This is a genomic window from Pseudomonas sp. R4-39-08, from assembly GCF_003852275.1.
Lineage (GTDB): Bacteria > Pseudomonadota > Gammaproteobacteria > Pseudomonadales > Pseudomonadaceae > Aquipseudomonas.
Genome location: NZ_CP027733.1, coordinates 860169 through 876704 on the forward strand (window position 1 = coordinate 860169; position 16536 = coordinate 876704).

The following is a 16536-nucleotide window of genomic DNA, read 5'->3' on the forward strand; positions in this document are numbered from 1 at the left end:
GGTGGCACTCTATGCGTGAGTGCCTACCGCGAATCAGGCGCCAAGGTTATCGTTATTCGGGGTGTTGCGCACACCAGCCGCACGCAAAGGGCTGGCCGATTTTTTCAAGGCGCTGCGCGGGGTCGAGCACCCAGGCGCGCGACTGCCATGGCGGCTGGTGGCGCAGATGCTGGGTGTGGCCGCAGGACAGCTCGACGACCCAGTGCAGGTCGTCGTCCTGGTGGAATCCGCTGATCGTCGAGACCGTTGGTCGGCCCCGTCTGTCCGGGTTCTGTTCGCTTTCGGGCAAATCCTTGTTTAGACTTGTCCGTTCTTCATTCTTATGCAAAAGGTCTCGCCCCATGACGATCGCCGCTAACAAGGCTGTCTCCATCGACTATACCCTGACCAACGACGCTGGTGAGGTCATCGACAGCTCCGCCGGCGGCGCGCCGCTGGTCTACCTGCAAGGCGCGGGTAATATCATCCCAGGCCTGGAAAAGGCTCTGGAAGGCAAGGCAGTTGGTGATGAACTGACCGTTGCCGTAGAACCTGAGGATGCCTACGGCGAATACTCCGCCGAACTGGTCAGCACCTTGAGCCGCAGCATGTTCGAAGGTGTTGATGAGCTGGAAGTGGGTATGCAGTTCCACGCTTCCGCCCCGGACGGCCAAATGCAGATCGTGACCATCCGCGACCTGGACGGTGACGACGTGACCGTTGACGGTAACCACCCGCTGGCTGGTCAGCGCCTGAACTTCCAAGTGAAGATCGTTGCCATCCGCGACGCTTCCCAGGAAGAAGTGGCTCACGGTCACGTCCACGGTGAAGGCGGTCATCAGCATTGATCGATGTTTTGATCAAGCGGTAGCAAAAACGCCCCGACTGGTTCGGGGCGTTTTTTTTGCGCGGTTGAAAATGCACCACTATTCAAATGTGGGAGGGGGCTTGCTCCCGATAGCGGTGGATCAGTCACTAGATGCGGTGGCAGACCCTCAGCCATCGGGAGCAAGCCCCCTCCCACATTTTGATTTATGCACTCCAGAAAACAAAAATGCCCCGCACCTTTCGGTACGGGGCATTTCTTAACTGATTCGCAACCTGGGCTGCGTAGCAGTTGTTACCACTTAGGCTGCAGCAGGAACGCTCAGAGCCTTGATGTGGCCATTCAGGCGGCTCTTATGACGAGCGGCCTTGTTCTTGTGGATGATGCCTTTATCGGCCATACGGTCGATAACTGGCACGGCCAGAACGTAAGCAGCTTGAGCTTTTTCAGCGTCTTTGGTGTCGATGGCTTTAACTACATTCTTGATGTAGGTACGAACCATGGAACGCAGGCTGGCGTTGTGGCTGCGACGCTTCTCAGCCTGTTTTGCACGTTTTTTGGCGGAAGGTGTGTTGGCCACCGTCGAGCTCCTCGAAAGACTTTTTAGGAAATAGCAAACAAAATAGGCCGCGAATCATGCCGATGACTTGATGGGTTGTCAAGGGCGGCTGATGCGAACTGCTGAGTGGTCGATCTGAAGAGGCGGGTGATTTATTTCCGGCGCTTGACCTGTAAACTCGCGAGCTTTGGCTCTGTGCTGTTGCAGGCGCGCAGTATCGCATAAGTAGGCGCTTTGTTCGCCTGCTCTTTATCTATAGGCGCAAACTCTTTCAATGAATCTGCTCAAATCGTTGGCTGCCGTCAGCTCTATCACGATGATCTCCCGGGTTTTGGGGTTTGTGCGTGACACCCTGCTGGCGCGCATTTTTGGCGCCAGTATGGCCACGGATGCCTTCTTTATTGCCTTTAAATTGCCCAACCTGCTGCGCAGAATCTTCGCCGAAGGCGCGTTCTCCCAGGCCTTTGTGCCGATCCTGGCCGAATACAAGACTCAGCAGGGCGAGGAGGCAACCCGCACGTTCATTGCCTACGTTTCGGGCCTGCTGACCCTGGTGCTGATGCTGGTGACCCTGGTCGGCATACTCGCCGCGCCCTGGGTGATCTGGGCCACGGCGCCGGGCTTTGCCAACACCCCGGAAAAGTTCGCGCTGACCACCGACCTGCTGCGCGTGACCTTTCCTTATATAGTGCTGATCTCGCTGTCATCCCTCGCCGGGGCGATCCTCAATACCTGGAACCGTTTCTCGGTGCCGGCCTTCGTGCCGACGCTGCTCAACGTCAGCATGATTATCTTCGCGCTGTTCCTCACGCCTTACTTCGACCCACCGGTGATGGCCCTCGGCTGGGCAGTCCTGGCCGGTGGCCTGGCGCAGTTGCTCTACCAACTGCCGCATCTGAAAAAAATCGGCATGCTCGTGCTGCCGCGCCTGAACCTCAAGGACACCGGCGTCTGGCGTGTGATGCGCAATATGTTGCCAGCGATCCTCGGGGTGTCGGTCAGTCAGATTTCCCTGATCATCAATACGGCGTTCGCTTCGCTGCTGGTATCCGGCTCGGTTTCGTGGATGTACTACGCCGACCGCCTGATGGAATTGCCGTCCGGCGTGCTCGGGGTGGCCTTGGGGACAATTCTGCTGCCGACCCTGGCGCGCACCTACGCAAGCAAGGACCGCCAGGAGTACTCGCGCATTCTCGACTGGGGCCTGCGCCTGTGCTTCCTGCTGGTGCTGCCATGCGCCTTGGCCTTGGGAATCCTGGCTGAGCCCTTGACGGTCTCGCTGTTTCAATACGGCCAGTTCGACGCCCATGACGCGTTGATGACCCAGCACGCGCTGGTGGCTTACTCCGTCGGCTTGCTTGGCATTATCGTGATCAAGGTGCTGGCGCCGGGCTTCTATGCCCAACAAAACATCCGCACGCCGGTGAAGATCGCGATTTTCACGCTGATCGTCACGCAACTGCTCAACCTGGTATTTATCGGCCCGCTGGCCCATGCCGGCCTGGCGTTGGCAATCAGCGCCGGTGCGTGCATCAATGCCGGCCTGCTGTTTTATCAACTGCGCAAACAACAGATGTATCAGCCGCAGCCAGGCTGGGGGGTGTTCACCCTCAAGCTGCTCGTGGCGGTCGCCGCGATGTCCGCCGTGTTGCTGGGCCTGATGCATGTCATGCCGGCCTGGGACCAGGGCCATATGCTGGAGCGCTTCATGCGCCTTGGCGTGCTGGTGGTGGCGGGCGTGGTGGTGTACTTCGGGATGTTGCTGCTGCAGGGTTTCCGCCTGCGCGATTTCAATCGCAAGTCCCTGGGGTAGAGAGTTTGTCGCGATAAAACGGCTGTTTTATCGAATCGATCCATTTGGCCTGTGCTGTTGCCTGTCGCCCGGGGCCGGGTGTGGTTATAATCGACCACTTTATGAGCAAGAAGCGCGTTATGCAGCTGGTTCGAGGTCTCCACAACCTGCGCCCCGAGCATCGGGGCTGCGTCGCCACTATTGGCAACTTTGACGGTGTTCACCGTGGCCACCAGGCTATCCTGGCCAGGCTGCGCGAGCGTGCGGTCGAGTTGGGCGTGCCCAGCTGCGTGGTGATTTTCGAGCCGCAGCCGCGGGAATATTTCACTCCCGAGACCGCGCCGGCCCGTCTGGCCCGCCTGCGCGACAAGCTGCAACTGCTGGCAGAAGAAGGCGTCGACCGCGTGCTCTGCCTGGCCTTCAACCAGCGCTTGCAAAGCCTGAGCGCCGCCGAGTTCGTCGACCGCATCCTCGTCGATGGCCTGGGCGTGCAGCATTTGGAAGTCGGCGACGACTTCCGTTTTGGTTGCGACCGCGTCGGAGATTTCGATTTCCTGCAACACGCCGGCGTCAACCAGGGGTTTACCGTCGAAGCCGCGCAAACCGTCGAACTGGACGGCCTGCGCGTGAGCAGTACCCAGGTGCGTAACGCCCTGGCCGCTGCCGACTTCGCCTTGGCCGAGCGTTTGCTCGGTCGCCCGTTCCGCATCGCCGGGCGGGTATTGCACGGCCAGAAGCTGGCGCGCCAACTGGGCACGCCAACCGCCAACGTGCAACTCAAGCGCCGTCGTGTGCCGCTGACCGGGGTTTACCTGGTGAGCGTCGACATCGATGGCCAATCGTGGCCGGGAGTCGCCAACATAGGCGTCAGGCCCACGGTTGCAGGTGATGGCAAGGCCCACCTGGAAGTTCACCTTCTGGATTTTGCCGGTGATTTATACGACCGGCGTTTAACGGTGGTTTTCCACCAGAAGCTGCGTGAAGAGCAGCGTTTCGCCTCCCTTGAGGCGTTGAAAACGGCGATCAATGCGGATGTCGCCGCCGCCCGTGCACTAGCCGCACCTAGCGCCCATCGCTAACCGAAGAGCCTTAAATGACCGACTATAAAGCCACGCTAAACCTTCCGGACACCGCCTTCCCAATGAAGGCCGGCCTGCCACAGCGCGAACCGCAGATCCTGCAGCGCTGGGACAGTATTGGCCTGTACGGAAAGTTGCGCGAAATTGGCAAGGATCGTCCGAAATTCGTCCTGCACGACGGCCCTCCTTATGCCAACGGCACGATTCACATCGGTCATGCGCTGAACAAGATTCTCAAGGACATGATCCTGCGTTCGAAAACCCTGTCGGGCTTCGACGCACCGTATGTCCCGGGTTGGGACTGCCACGGCCTGCCGATCGAACACAAAGTCGAAGTGACCTACGGCAAGAACCTGGGCGCGGATAAAACCCGCGAACTGTGCCGTGCCTACGCCACCGAGCAGATCGAAGGGCAGAAGTCCGAGTTCATCCGTCTGGGTGTGCTGGCCGAGTGGGACAACCCGTACAAAACCATGAACTTCAAGAACGAGGCCGGTGAAATCCGCGCCTTGGCCGAAATCGTCAAGGGCGGTTTCGTGTTCAAGGGCCTCAAGCCCGTGAACTGGTGCTTCGACTGCGGCTCGGCCCTGGCCGAGGCGGAAGTCGAGTACGAGGAAAAGAAATCTTCGACCATCGACGTGGCCTTCCCGATCGCCGACGACGCCAAGCTGGCCGAGGCCTTTGGCCTGGCATCGCTGGCCAAGCCCGCTGCCATCGTGATCTGGACCACCACGCCATGGACCATCCCCGCCAACCAGGCACTGAACGTGCACCCGGAGTTCACCTACGCGCTGGTCGATGTTGGCGATCGCCTGTTGGTGCTGGCCGAAGAAATGGTTGAGTCGTGCCTGGCGCGCTACGAGCTGCAAGGTTCGGTGATCGCCACCACCACCGGCACCGCGCTGGAGCTGATCAACTTCCGTCACCCGTTCTATGACCGCCTGTCGCCGGTATATATGGCTGACTACGTCGAGCTGGGTTCGGGCACGGGCATCGTTCACTGCTCGCCTGCCTATGGCGTGGACGACTTCGTGACCTGCAAGAAGTACGGCATGGTCAACGACGACATCATCAACCCGGTACAGAGCAACGGCGTGTATGTGCCGTCGCTGGAGTTCTTCGGCGGGCAGTTCGTCTTCAAGGCCGACCAGCCGATCATCGACAAGCTGCGTGAAGTCGGCGCGCTGATGCAGGCCGACACCATCAAGCACAGCTACATGCACTGCTGGCGCCACAAGACCCCGTTGATCTACCGCGCCACCGCGCAGTGGTTTATCGGCATGGACAAAGAGCCGGCCAGCGGCGAAACCCTGCGCATACGCTCGCTCAAAGCCATCGAAGACACTCAGTTCGTCCCGGCCTGGGGCCAGGCGCGCCTGCACTCGATGATTGCCAACCGTCCGGACTGGTGCATCTCCCGCCAGCGTAACTGGGGCGTGCCGATCCCGTTCTTCCTGAACAAGGAAAGCGGCGAACTGCACCCGCGCACCGTCGAGCTGATGGAAGAAGTGGCACAGCGCATTGAACAGGAAGGCATCGAAGCCTGGTTCAAGCTGGACGCCGCCGAGCTGCTGGGCGATGAAGCGCCGCAGTACGACAAGATCAGCGACACCCTCGACGTGTGGTTCGACTCCGGCACCACCCACTGGCACGTGCTGCGCGGCTCGCACCCGATGGGCCACGACAGCGGCCCGCGTGCCGACCTGTACCTGGAAGGTTCCGACCAGCACCGTGGCTGGTTCCACTCCTCGCTGCTGACCGGCTGCGCCATCGACGGCCATGCGCCGTACCGCGAACTGCTGACCCACGGCTTCACCGTCGACGAAAACGGTCGCAAGATGTCCAAGTCGCTGAAGAACGTGATCGAGCCGAAAAAGATCAACGACACCCTGGGCGCCGACATCATGCGCCTGTGGGTAGCGTCGACCGATTACTCGGGCGAGATCGCCGTGTCGGACCAGATCCTGGCCCGCAGCGCCGATGCCTACCGTCGCATCCGTAATACCGCACGCTTCCTGCTGTCGAACCTGACCGGCTTCAACCCGGCCACCGACCTGCTGCCGGCCGAGGACATGCTCGCCCTCGACCGTTGGGCCGTGGACCGTACCCTGTTGTTGCAGCGCGAGTTGCAGGAACACTATGGCGAGTACCGCTTCTGGAACGTCTATTCGAAGATCCACAACTTCTGCGTGCAGGAGCTGGGTGGGTTCTACCTCGACATCATCAAGGACCGCCAGTACACCACCGGCGCCAACAGCAAGGCGCGCCGCTCGGCGCAGACCGCGCTCTACCATATCAGCGAAGCGCTGGTGCGCTGGATCGCACCGATCCTGGCGTTCACCGCCGACGAACTGTGGGAATACCTGCCGGGCGAGCGTAACGAGTCCGTCATGCTCAATACCTGGTACGAAGGCCTGACCGAACTGCCGGCCGACTTCGAACTGGGTCGCGCGTACTGGGAAGGCGTGATGGCCGTGAAGGTTGCGGTGAACAAGGAACTGGAAGTGCAGCGCGCGGCCAAGGCCGTGGGTGGCAACCTGCAAGCCGAAGTCACCCTGTTTGCCGAGGACGGCCTGACCGCCGACCTGGCCAAGCTGAGCAACGAGCTGCGCTTTGTGTTGATCACCTCCACCGCCAGCCTGGCGCCATTCGCCCAGGCTCCGGCAGACGCCGTGGCGACCGAAGTGCCGGGCCTGAAGCTCAAAGTGGTCAAGTCGGCCTTCCCTAAGTGCGCCCGTTGCTGGCACTGCCGTGAAGATGTCGGCGTGAACCCGGAGCATCCGGAAATCTGCGGTCGCTGCGTGGATAACATCAGCGGTGAAGGCGAGGTTCGCCACTATGCCTGATGCAACCAGTCGTTTCGGACGTCTTGGCTGGCTCGTATTGAGCGTGCTGGTCCTGGTCATCGACCAGGTCAGCAAGGCTCATTTCGAAGGCACCCTGGAAATGTTCCAGCAAATCGTGGTGATCCCGGATTACTTCAGCTGGACCCTGGCCTACAACACTGGCGCGGCCTTCAGCTTCCTCGCCGATGGCGGCGGCTGGCAGCGCTGGCTGTTCGCACTGATCGCCGTGGTGGTCAGTGCGGTGCTGGTGGTCTGGCTCAAGCGTCTGGGCCGTGATGACACCTGGTTGGCCATTGCCCTCGCCCTGGTGCTGGGCGGCGCGCTGGGCAACCTGTACGACCGCATTGCCCTGGGCCATGTGATCGACTTCATCCTGGTGCACTGGCAGAACCGCCATTATTTCCCGGCGTTCAACTTCGCCGACAGCGCCATCACCGTTGGTGCAATCATGCTGGCGCTGGATATGTTCAAGAGCAAGAAAACCGGAGAGACCGTCAATGACTGATCAGGTATTGGCTGAGCAACGCATCGGCCAGAACACGGAAGTCACTTTGCACTTTGCATTGCGCCTGGAGAATGGCGACACGGTCGACAGCACTTTCGACAAAGCCCCGGCGACCTTCAAAGTCGGCGATGGCAACCTGCTGCCGGGTTTTGAAACGGCGCTGTTCGGATTCAAGGCTGGCGATAAGCGCAACCTGCAGATCCCGCCGGAAAATGCCTTTGGCCAGCCCAACCCGCAAAACGTGCAGATCATCCCGCGTTCGCAGTTCGAAGGCATGGACCTGTCGGAAGGCCTGCTGGTGATCTTCAATGATGCGGCGAATACGGAATTGCCCGGCGTGGTCAAAGCCTTCGATGACGCGCAAGTGACCATCGACTTCAACCACCCGCTGGCCGGCAAGACACTGACCTTTGACGTCGAGATCATCAACGTCAAGGCGCTGGTCTAAAATGTGGGAGGGGGCTTGCCCTAATGCCAGTCAGTTAAGGCTTTTTGTAGGAGCGAGCTTGCTCGCGAAAAACGTCAACGATAACGCGTGCTTCCTGAATAAACGCGGTGCCTGTGAGTTTTTCGCGAGCAAGCTCGCTCCTACAGACGGTGGTGTACGCTTAACTGACTGGCATTAGGGCTTACCCCCTCCCACCTTTGATCCCCATTGTCCTTTAGGTCAGCACAAACCTGGCCCAAAGTGGCTGCAAGACACGAGGCACAGCATGCAAATCAAACTCGCCAACCCCCGTGGCTTCTGCGCCGGCGTGGACCGGGCGATCGAAATCGTCAACCGCGCCCTGGAAGTCTTCGGCCCGCCGATTTATGTGCGGCATGAAGTCGTCCACAACAAGTTCGTGGTCGAAGACCTGCGTGCTCGCGGAGCCATCTTCGTCGAAGAGCTCGACCAGGTGCCCGATGATGTCATCGTTATCTTCAGTGCCCATGGTGTGTCCCAGGCCGTACGCACCGAAGCGGCCGGCCGTGGCCTGAAAGTGTTCGACGCCACGTGCCCGCTGGTGACCAAGGTGCACATCGAAGTGGCGCGCTACAGCCGTGATGGCCGCGAATGCATCCTGATCGGCCACGCCGGCCATCCGGAGGTCGAAGGCACCATGGGCCAGTATGACTCCAGTAATGGCGGCGCGATCTACCTGGTAGAAGACGAAAAAGACGTTGCCAGCTTGCAGGTGCAAAACCCTGAACGCTTGGCCTTCGTCACCCAGACCACCTTGTCCATGGACGATACCAGCCGCGTTATCGACGCCCTGCGCACCCGATTCCCAGCCATTGGCGGCCCGCGCAAGGACGACATCTGCTACGCCACGCAAAACCGCCAGGATGCAGTCAAGCAACTGGCCGATGAGTGTGATGTCGTGCTGGTGGTCGGCAGTCCCAACAGTTCCAACTCCAACCGTTTGCGCGAGTTGGCTGAGCGCATGGCGACGCCGGCGTACCTGATCGACGGCGCCGAGGACATGCAGCGTAGCTGGTTCGACGGCGTAGAGCGCATCGGCATTACGGCAGGCGCCTCGGCCCCGGAAGTTTTGGTGCGCGGCGTGATCCAGCAATTGCACGCCTGGGGTGCCACCGGCGCCGATGAGCTGGCGGGCCGGGAAGAAAACATTACGTTTTCAATGCCCAAGGAATTACGGGTTCGCTCGCTGCTCTGAACCCTGGAGGCTGCCTTAACTTCGGCATAGCGCCTGCTCGGTCTTGTCACTGCGCAGGCTGATACGCCCGCTGGGAGCGAGCACGACCTGATACAGACTCTGGGCCGGTTGTGTGTCGCACACATGCACGGTGCCGGCACGAAATCCCCCGCCCGCAAACACTGGCTCCCCCAAACCGCTGAAACGAACCTGGCTGCTGACCGGGCCGTTGCCGGCAACCGGTACTTGCCCGCTGTCCTGTCGCTCCAGTAGCACCGGATTCTCGTCGTCCAGGTGGCCGCGCCCACTGATATCCAGTATCACCCGCCATCCTTGGCTCCAGTCCTCATCCCGCGCATGGATCACCACCGCATGATTGCGTGCAATCGCCTCGGTGCGCGCGTAACGCAGCCCGTCGGCCAGTGCCCGGGCCACGCTTTGTCGCTGCTGCGATTCCAGCAAACCTTTGAAGTTGGGTATGGCCAGTTGCGCCAGAACACCCGTCAAGATCAATCCCAGCAGTAATTCGATCAGGGTGAAACCTCGTTGTGTCATGTGTGCTCCCTCCGTGGATGCGAGTGATCGTCAAGTGGCAGGCATAGGTATAGCGCTTGGTCCCTGGTGCTGAATGATGGCCTTTACGTCCAATGTATTTCCCTTTGTTCCGGTAGCGGCAGCGGTCGAAAACCGACGCTAGTCTTGGGACGCACAGCAGGTTTTTCCTGTTTTCCTGAGGCCTTCGACATGGATGACGACGGTATGCCTTTCTGCCGGAATACATTTTCTCTACGCGCTTTTTATCGGCACCAATCCGGCATGACGCTGATCGAGGTGCTGGTCGCGGTGCTGGTCCTGGCGCTCGGACTGCTGGGGGCCGCAGCGATCCAGCTCAACGCGCTCAAGACCACCGACAGCGCAAGGATGACCAGCCAAGCCAGTTTTATTGCCTACGACATGCTCGACCGTATTCGCGCCAACGCCGCTGTCGATTACTCCCAGGCTCGCACCGGCAGCACCTCGGCTACCAGCGTGCGTGACCTGGACCTGCGTGACTTCGAGGCCAATATCACTGGTTTTGCCGGCAAGGACGCCAAGGGTGCGATAGCGGCCAGCGGCGATGAGGTCACTGTCAGCATCAGTTGGGAGGATGTCAGGAGCAGACTGGGTGAGCGGCAAACCTTCACCCTGACCAGTCGGATCGCCAATGGGCAAGGGCGGTTGCAATGATCCGTCCTGCGCGAGGTTTCGGGCTGGTGGAGTTGCTGCTGGCGCTGGCCGTCGGGCTGGTGGTAGTGCTCGGGGCGAGCCAGGTGCTGATCGGTTCGCGGTTGACCCAGGCCAGCCAGCAGGCCGCCATGGTGCTGCAGGACGATGCGCGGTTCGTCCTGAGCAAGATGACTCAGGATATTCGCCAGACGGGCATGCTGGGGTGTCTGGCCACGGCTTTTATCGACAACGCCCCGGCGGCCTTTGATCGGCCGATTGGCTGGGAAGCTTCGGCAAGCGCAAAGTCACTGACTCTGGTGACCGCCAATGCCAGCGACAGTACAGGCAAGCCTGACTGGACGGTGGTATCCGACTGCAAAGAGGCCGCCCAGGCCTATACCGGGACGCCGTCTGGGATTGCGCCCGGGCAGATTCGTTTCGCTATACGCGAGCTCACCTACACCTATGAGACGGGTCAGTTGAAGATCAGTACCCCGTCAGCTCCGGCCAAAGCCGTACTGATGGATAACGTACGGGCCTTCGAGATCAGTTTTGGTGTGGCGGCCAGGCCTGAATCGACCGGCGTGGTGCGTTACGACAGCCACCCGGCCGACGCATCGTTGATACGCAGCGTGCGCATCCTCATGACCCTGCAAGACCCCACCGGGCGGGTGAAAGACCAGGCCTACGCCGTCGTGGCGGCACTGCGCAACCGGCTGGAGTAGGGCGATGACAATGATGCGGTGTAGCCAGGTGCGGCAGGCGGGGATGGTATTGCTGATCAGCCTGGTATTTCTGCTGTTGTTGTCACTGGTGGGGTTGTCGTCGATGCAGGGCGCGCTCGCTCAGCAGAAGGCGGCTAATAGCCTGTGGCAGCGTAATCAATCGTTCCAGACGGCTGAAAGTGGCCTGCGGCTGGGGGAGTCGGCGGTGCGCAGGGGCGGGCAGGTGATGCCGGTTTGCCAGTCGATCATCAGTTGCGCGCCGCCCGATGAAGCTTCATCGGTGGTGGGCGCCGGACACAATCCGGTCTCGGCGGTGACGTGGGTGGCGTTCAAGGACGGGGTGTATGGCGTTCAATCCCTGGGCGCGGGTTCGGGCCAGACACATTTGCCGCCGTATGCCCCAGCCGCGCTCTTCCGCGTGACGGCCGTCGGGCTGGGTGGCCAATCGCGCACCGTGCTGGAGGCTGTGTATGCGCGGGTGGAGGAGGGCGACGGCGAACGGTTTCGGCGAGTCTTATGGCGGCAACTTCAATAAGGAGCAATCGAATGGGCATGGATAGCCAGGGCTTTACCCTGATCGAATTATTGATCGCCGTGGCGATCATTGCGTTGCTGGGCGGAATCGCTTACCCCGCATATACCGTCCAGGTGAAAAAGGTCCACCGGGTGCAGATCGTCGCGCTGCTGGCCGAGCAAGCTCAGTACCTGGAGCGTTTTTACACGCGCAACGGCACTTATATTGATGCAAGCGGCGTCAGTACAGGCAACGATCACTATAGAATCAGCTCAGTCTTGAACCCTCAGGACTTTGCCTTGCTGGCCACGCCTGCCACGGGCTCTGTCATGGCGAACGACGCCTGTGGCCGGTTCAGCTTGACCAGCACCGGCATGCGGAGCAATCCGGGAGCGGCACCAGAGATGTCGCTCAAGGCATGCTGGGGGCAGTGATGAGAGTGCTGGATGAATGGGCGCCGGGCGCGCTTTTACCTTTTTATCGGCTGGATCAAATGATGGCTAAGCAACAGCGAGTAGTGATTGTCGGCGGCGGAGTGATTGGCTTGTTGACGGCATACAACCTGGCGAACCGGGGGCTGGCGGTCATATTGCTGGAGCGCGCCGGGCTTGGGCAGGAATCATCCTGGGCCGGCGGCGGAATTGTTTCGCCGTTGTATCCGTGGCGCTATAGTCCGGCGGTGACCGCTTTAGCCCACTGGTCCCAGGATTTCTACCCGCAACTGGCGCAACGGCTGTTCGCCGCGACCGGGGTTGATCCTGAGGTTCACACCACGGGCCTGTATTGGCTCGACCTGGATGACGAAGCCGAGGCTCTGGCCTGGGCTGCGCGTGAAGGCCGGCCCTTGAGCAAAGTGGACGTGTCGGCCGCCCATGACGCGGTCCCGGTGCTGGGCGGCGGTTATTCGCGGGCGATCTACATGGCCGACGTAGCCAATGTGCGCAATCCGCGCCTGGTCAAATCACTCAAGGCGGCGTTGTCGGCGCTGCCCGGTGTGACGATTCACGAGCAGTGCGAGGTCGCTGGATTTATCGTGGAAGGCGGCACTGTGGTGGGCGTGAATACGTCTGCTGGCGTCATCACGGGTGATCAGGTGGTGCTTGCGGCCGGTGCCTGGAGCGGGGCGTTGCTGGGAAAACTGGGCTTGGCGCTGCCCGTGGAGCCGGTAAAGGGCCAGATGATCCTCTACAAATGCGCGCCTGATTTTTTATCGAGTATGGTCCTGGTCAAAGGACGCTATGCGATCCCGCGACGGGATGGGCACATTCTGATTGGCAGCACCCTGGAGCATGAGGGGTTCGATAAAACGCCGACCGAAACCGCACTGGAAAGTCTCAAGGCTTCTGCGGTGGAACTGCTTCCCGCCCTGGCGGACGCCGAGGTGGTGGGGCATTGGGCGGGGTTGCGGCCCGGCTCGCCGGAAGGCATCCCTTATATCGGCGAGGTGCCCGGCTTCAAAGGCCTGTGGCTCAATTGCGGGCACTACCGCAACGGCCTGGTGCTTGCCCCGGCGTCCTGCCAGTTGTTTGCCGACTTGTTGCTGGGGCATGCGCCGATCATCGACCCGGCACCTTACGCGCCCGCCGGTCGACTTAACGCTGGATAGACTTCGGCCCTTGCTGCAGGTGCGCCTGGGTGCAATACCATTGCTGGCCCGAGCTCAGGGCACGATCCTGCGGCACATGCACGCCGCAATGGGCGCAACGCACCATCAGTGCGGCATTGGGTTCGCCGGTACGGGGTTGGCCGGACGCTGGGCTTTTAAATTTGCGCCAGAGCCATACCGCAGCGGCAATGACGGCGATCCAGAACAATAGACGAAGCATGATGGGCAGTTTCTCGATGAGGAATGCGCCAGTTTAGCCAAGGTCGCCATGGGCGCACAGCGCAATAAATATTCGCCCATGAAAAAGGGAGCTCCTGAGAGCTCCCTTTTGCGTTGCGTCGAACGGTCAGTCGAACACACCGAAGGTCATGTAGCTGAACCACGAGCGGTCCTGGTTGTTGCCCAGGGCTTGCGGCTCTTCCTCTTCGATCACGTCGCCGTTCTCGTCGTGCGGCTTGAGATCCGAAGGAATCGCGTCCTTGGCGTCCTGGTACTGCTTGATCACGTCCTGGTTGGCGCGTGTTTCGCCCGGCGGCAGCGGTGGGCGGGACTCGATCAGGCCCAGGGTGTATTTGCTCAGCCACGAACGGTTGTCGGCTTCGTCAACCTGAGGCACGAACTGGCCGTCTTTCAGGCTTGGGTGGTCCGGATAGTTGAGCTTCAGGGTTTCCAGGCTGGTGCTTGCCAGTTCGTCCAGGTGCAGGCGCTGGTAAGCCTCGGTCATCACGGCCAGGCCGTCGCCCACCGAAGGGGTTTCCTGGAAGTTCTCCACCACGTAGCGGCCACGGTTGGCGGCGGCCACGTACGCCTGACGGGTCAGGTAGTAGTGGGCCACGTGGATCTCGTAGGAAGCCAGCAGGTTGCGCAGGTAGATCATGCGCTGCTTGGCGTCCGGCGCGTAGCGGCTGTTCGGGTAGCGGCTGGTCAGCTGGGCGAACTCGTTGTAGGAGTCGCGGGCAGCGCCCGGGTCACGCTTGGTCATGTCCAGCGGCAGGAAGCGCGCCAGCAGGCCGACGTCCTGGTCGAACGAGGTCAGGCCCTTCATGTAGTAGGCGTAGTCCACGTTCGGATGCTGCGGGTGCAGGCGGATAAAACGCTCGGCAGCGGACTTGGCAGCTTCCGGCTCGGCGTTTTTATAGTTGGCGTAGATCAGCTCGAGCTGCGCCTGGTCGGCATAGCGTCCGAACGGATAGCGCGACTCCAGGGCCTTCAGCTTCGCTGTGGCGCTGGTGTAGCTATTATTGTCCAAGTCAGTTTGAGCTTGCTGGTACAGCTCGACTTCGCTCAGGTTTTCGTCGACGACGTCCTTGGTTGACGAGCAAGCAGCAGTCATGGCGAGGATGGCGATCAGCAGCAGGTGTTTCACTTGCATGGCGGCTTGCGTCCCTATGACGGCCGCTGTCTTGGGCGGGGCCGTCCTGTTATGATGAGCGCCCCGTTGAAAGCCTCGGGGCAAAAGACGCCGTATTTAACCACAAGCGCGCAGCCGAAACCAAAGGCTGTGCCACGCCTAGTCTGAGCATGTCCGATAAAATTGAACTTCGCGCAGAGGTGCCGTCCGAATTGGGCGGCCAACGCCTCGATCAAGTCGCCGCACAATTATTCGCTGAGCACTCGCGCTCGCGCCTTTCCGCCTGGATCAAAGACGGCCGCCTGACTGTGGATGGAGCGGTTATCCGCCCGCGAGACATAGTGCATGGCGGTGCGATTCTTGAGCTGACTGCCGAGCAGGAAGCCCAGGGAGAATGGGTTGCCCAGGACATCGAGCTGGATATCGTCTATGAAGACGACGACATCCTGGTCATCAACAAACCCGCAGGCCTGGTGGTTCACCCGGCTGCCGGGCACGCTGATGGCACCTTGCTCAATGCCCTGTTGCACCACGTGCCGGACATCATCAATGTGCCGCGCTGCGGCATCGTGCACCGTCTGGACAAGGACACCACCGGCCTGATGGTGGTGGCCAAGACCATTCAGGCGCAGACGCAACTGGTTACTCAATTGCAGAGTCGCAGCGTCAGCCGGATCTACGAGTGCATCGTGATCGGCGTCGTGGTGGCCGGGGGCAAGATCAACGCCCCTATCGGTCGCCACGGCCAGCAGCGCCAGCGCATGGCGGTGATGGAGGGCGGCAAGCAGGCCGTCAGCCACTATCGCGTGCTGGAGCGTTTCCGTTCCCACACGCACGTGCGGGTCAAGCTGGAAACCGGTCGTACCCACCAGATCCGCGTGCACATGGCCCACATCAACTTCCCGTTGGTCGGCGATCCGGCCTACGGTGGTCGCTTCCGTATTCCGCCGGCGGCCAGCCAGACCATGGTTGAATCGCTCAAGACGTTCCCGCGCCAGGCGCTGCATGCACGCTTCCTGGAACTGGATCATCCGACGAGTGGTAAGCGCATGAGCTGGGAATCGCCGCTTCCAGACGATCTGGTCTGGTTGTTGTCGCTGCTCAAGCAGGATCGCGAGGCGTTTATCGGATGAGTGACTGGCTGATACCTGACTGGCCCGCGCCGTCTCAGGTCAAAGCCTGCGTCACCACCCGTGCGGGCGGCGTCAGTGTGGCGCCGTTCGACAGTCTCAACCTGGGCGATCATGTCGAGGACAGCCTTGAGGCCGTCCTGGAAAATCGTCGCCGTCTTACCGATGCCTTCGGTATCCAGCCGGCCTGGTTGCGTCAAGTCCACGGCACCACTGTGGTCGAGGCCGATCCGGGCCGTATCGCCGAAGCGGATGGCAGTTGGACCAGCACACCCGGTATCGCCTGCACCGCGATGACGGCTGATTGCCTGCCTGCATTGTTCTGCAATCGGGCGGGCACCCGTGTGGCGGCGGCGCATGCCGGTTGGCGTGGGCTCGCGGCCGGGGTGCTGGAGGCAGCCTTCGACAGCCTGGGTTGCGACCCCGCCGACGTGCTGGTCTGGCTCGGCCCGGCCATTGGTCCGCAGGCCTTTGAAGTCGGACCCGAGGTGCGTGAAGCCTTCATGCAACAACTACCTGCGACTGCCCAGGCCTTCGTGCCCAGCTGTAATCCCGGCAAGTTCATGGCCGATATCTATCAGCTCGCCCGTCTGCGCCTGTCTGCGCGGGGCATTAGCGCTGTGTATGGTGGCGGTTTGTGCACCGTAACCGACCCGCGCTTCTTTTCTTATCGCCGCAGCCCACGCACGGGCCGGTTCGCCTCCCTTATCTGGCTCGAACGCTAGACTGTCCTGATCTGTATCAACCATCCGCTGCTTGAATCCCCCAGAATCCACCC

Annotated in this window: 18 protein-coding genes and 1 pseudogene; 14 read left to right on the plus strand and 5 right to left on the minus strand. The window is 61.1% G+C overall.

Annotated features, from left to right (window positions below; translation table 11 throughout):
• Window positions 1–52 precede the first annotated feature (52 nt).
• Window positions 53–343, minus strand: coding sequence for a DUF3565 domain-containing protein (locus tag C4J88_RS03695; protein WP_164485281.1), 291 nt, complete (start codon window positions 341–343; stop codon window positions 53–55).
• Between C4J88_RS03695 and C4J88_RS03700 the strand changes: the two genes are divergently transcribed.
• Window positions 342–827 (plus strand): peptidylprolyl isomerase, encoded by a 486-nt coding sequence (locus C4J88_RS03700; RefSeq protein ID WP_032886172.1) that lies wholly within the window; start codon window positions 342–344, stop codon window positions 825–827. The genes C4J88_RS03695 and C4J88_RS03700 overlap by 2 nt on opposite strands.
• A gap of 279 nt (window positions 828–1106) precedes the next feature.
• On the opposite strand, the gene rpsT is transcribed toward C4J88_RS03700, so the two are convergent.
• A complete protein-coding gene (rpsT, locus tag C4J88_RS03705; RefSeq protein WP_003188401.1) occupies window positions 1107–1385 on the minus strand; it encodes a 30S ribosomal protein S20 in 279 nt (92 codons plus the stop codon).
• Window positions 1386–1638: 253 nt separating this feature from the next.
• On the opposite strand from rpsT, the gene murJ reads away from it, so the two are divergent.
• The 6 genes from murJ to ispH all read left to right on the plus strand — a co-directional run bounded on the left by murJ (window position 1639) and on the right by ispH (window position 9247).
• Entirely contained in the window at window positions 1639–3177 is a 1539-nt protein-coding gene (murJ, locus tag C4J88_RS03710; RefSeq protein ID WP_124361224.1) for a murein biosynthesis integral membrane protein MurJ, read from the plus strand.
• A gap of 119 nt (window positions 3178–3296) precedes the next feature.
• Window positions 3297–4235, plus strand: a complete 939-nt coding sequence (ribF, locus tag C4J88_RS03715) for a bifunctional riboflavin kinase/FAD synthetase (protein WP_010213269.1) — start codon at window positions 3297–3299, stop codon at window positions 4233–4235.
• A 14-nt stretch (window positions 4236–4249) separates the two neighbouring features.
• On the plus strand, window positions 4250–7081 hold the full coding sequence (gene ileS, locus C4J88_RS03720; RefSeq protein ID WP_124406249.1) for an isoleucine--tRNA ligase: 2832 nt from the start codon (window positions 4250–4252) through the stop codon (window positions 7079–7081).
• Window positions 7074–7586, plus strand: coding sequence for a signal peptidase II (gene lspA / locus C4J88_RS03725; protein WP_124365775.1), 513 nt, complete (start codon window positions 7074–7076; stop codon window positions 7584–7586). The genes ileS and lspA overlap by 8 nt, the downstream gene beginning before the upstream one ends.
• A 7-nt stretch (window positions 7587–7593) precedes the next feature.
• Window positions 7594–8034: a peptidylprolyl isomerase gene (locus C4J88_RS03730; protein ID WP_177412767.1), complete on the plus strand. Its 441-nt coding sequence runs from the start codon at window positions 7594–7596 to the stop codon at window positions 8032–8034.
• Window positions 8035–8299: 265 nt separating this feature from the next.
• Complete coding sequence (gene ispH / locus C4J88_RS03735) at window positions 8300–9247, plus strand: 4-hydroxy-3-methylbut-2-enyl diphosphate reductase (RefSeq protein WP_124365777.1); 948 nt, start codon at window positions 8300–8302, stop codon at window positions 9245–9247.
• Here the strand turns inward: ispH and C4J88_RS03740 are convergent.
• Window positions 9201–9781 (minus strand): annotated as a pseudogene (locus C4J88_RS03740) (GspH/FimT family pseudopilin). The gene ispH and the pseudogene C4J88_RS03740 sit on opposite strands and share 47 nt — an antisense overlap.
• A 204-nt stretch (window positions 9782–9985) precedes the next feature.
• On the opposite strand from C4J88_RS03740, the gene pilV reads away from it, so the two are divergent.
• From pilV to thiO, 5 genes are all read left to right on the plus strand, one after another.
• Window positions 9986–10453 carry a type IV pilus modification protein PilV gene (gene pilV, locus C4J88_RS03745; RefSeq protein WP_124408586.1) on the plus strand — a complete coding sequence of 156 codons (468 nt, stop codon included), beginning with the start codon at window positions 9986–9988 and terminating at the stop codon, window positions 10451–10453.
• Window positions 10450–11157, plus strand: coding sequence for a prepilin-type N-terminal cleavage/methylation domain-containing protein (locus tag C4J88_RS03750; protein WP_124406251.1), 708 nt, complete (start codon window positions 10450–10452; stop codon window positions 11155–11157). The genes pilV and C4J88_RS03750 overlap by 4 nt, the downstream gene beginning before the upstream one ends.
• A 4-nt stretch (window positions 11158–11161) precedes the next feature.
• Window positions 11162–11692 carry a PilX N-terminal domain-containing pilus assembly protein gene (locus C4J88_RS03755; RefSeq protein ID WP_256659082.1) on the plus strand — a complete coding sequence of 177 codons (531 nt, stop codon included), beginning with the start codon at window positions 11162–11164 and terminating at the stop codon, window positions 11690–11692.
• An 11-nt stretch (window positions 11693–11703) separates the two neighbouring features.
• Window positions 11704–12105 carry a type IV pilin protein gene (locus tag C4J88_RS03760; protein ID WP_124406252.1) on the plus strand — a complete coding sequence of 134 codons (402 nt, stop codon included), beginning with the start codon at window positions 11704–11706 and terminating at the stop codon, window positions 12103–12105.
• Window positions 12106–12167: 62 nt separating this feature from the next.
• Complete coding sequence (gene thiO / locus C4J88_RS03765; protein WP_124406253.1) at window positions 12168–13277, plus strand: glycine oxidase ThiO; 1110 nt, start codon at window positions 12168–12170, stop codon at window positions 13275–13277.
• On the opposite strand, the gene C4J88_RS03770 is transcribed toward thiO, so the two are convergent.
• A complete protein-coding gene (locus C4J88_RS03770) occupies window positions 13264–13497 on the minus strand; it encodes a PP0621 family protein (RefSeq protein WP_124406254.1) in 234 nt (77 codons plus the stop codon). The genes thiO and C4J88_RS03770 overlap by 14 nt on opposite strands.
• Window positions 13498–13623: 126 nt before the next feature.
• Window positions 13624–14649, minus strand: coding sequence for an outer membrane protein assembly factor BamD (locus C4J88_RS03775; RefSeq protein ID WP_124356980.1), 1026 nt, complete (start codon window positions 14647–14649; stop codon window positions 13624–13626).
• Between the two features lie 149 nt (window positions 14650–14798).
• Here C4J88_RS03775 and rluD point away from each other — a divergent pair, with 149 nt between their 5' ends.
• Window positions 14799–15761, plus strand: coding sequence for a 23S rRNA pseudouridine(1911/1915/1917) synthase RluD (rluD, locus tag C4J88_RS03780; RefSeq protein WP_016976299.1), 963 nt, complete (start codon window positions 14799–14801; stop codon window positions 15759–15761).
• Entirely contained in the window at window positions 15758–16483 is a 726-nt protein-coding gene (gene pgeF, locus C4J88_RS03785; protein ID WP_124365783.1) for a peptidoglycan editing factor PgeF, read from the plus strand. Before rluD ends, pgeF begins: the two co-directional genes overlap by 4 nt.
• Window positions 16484–16536: the final 53 nt, after the last annotated feature.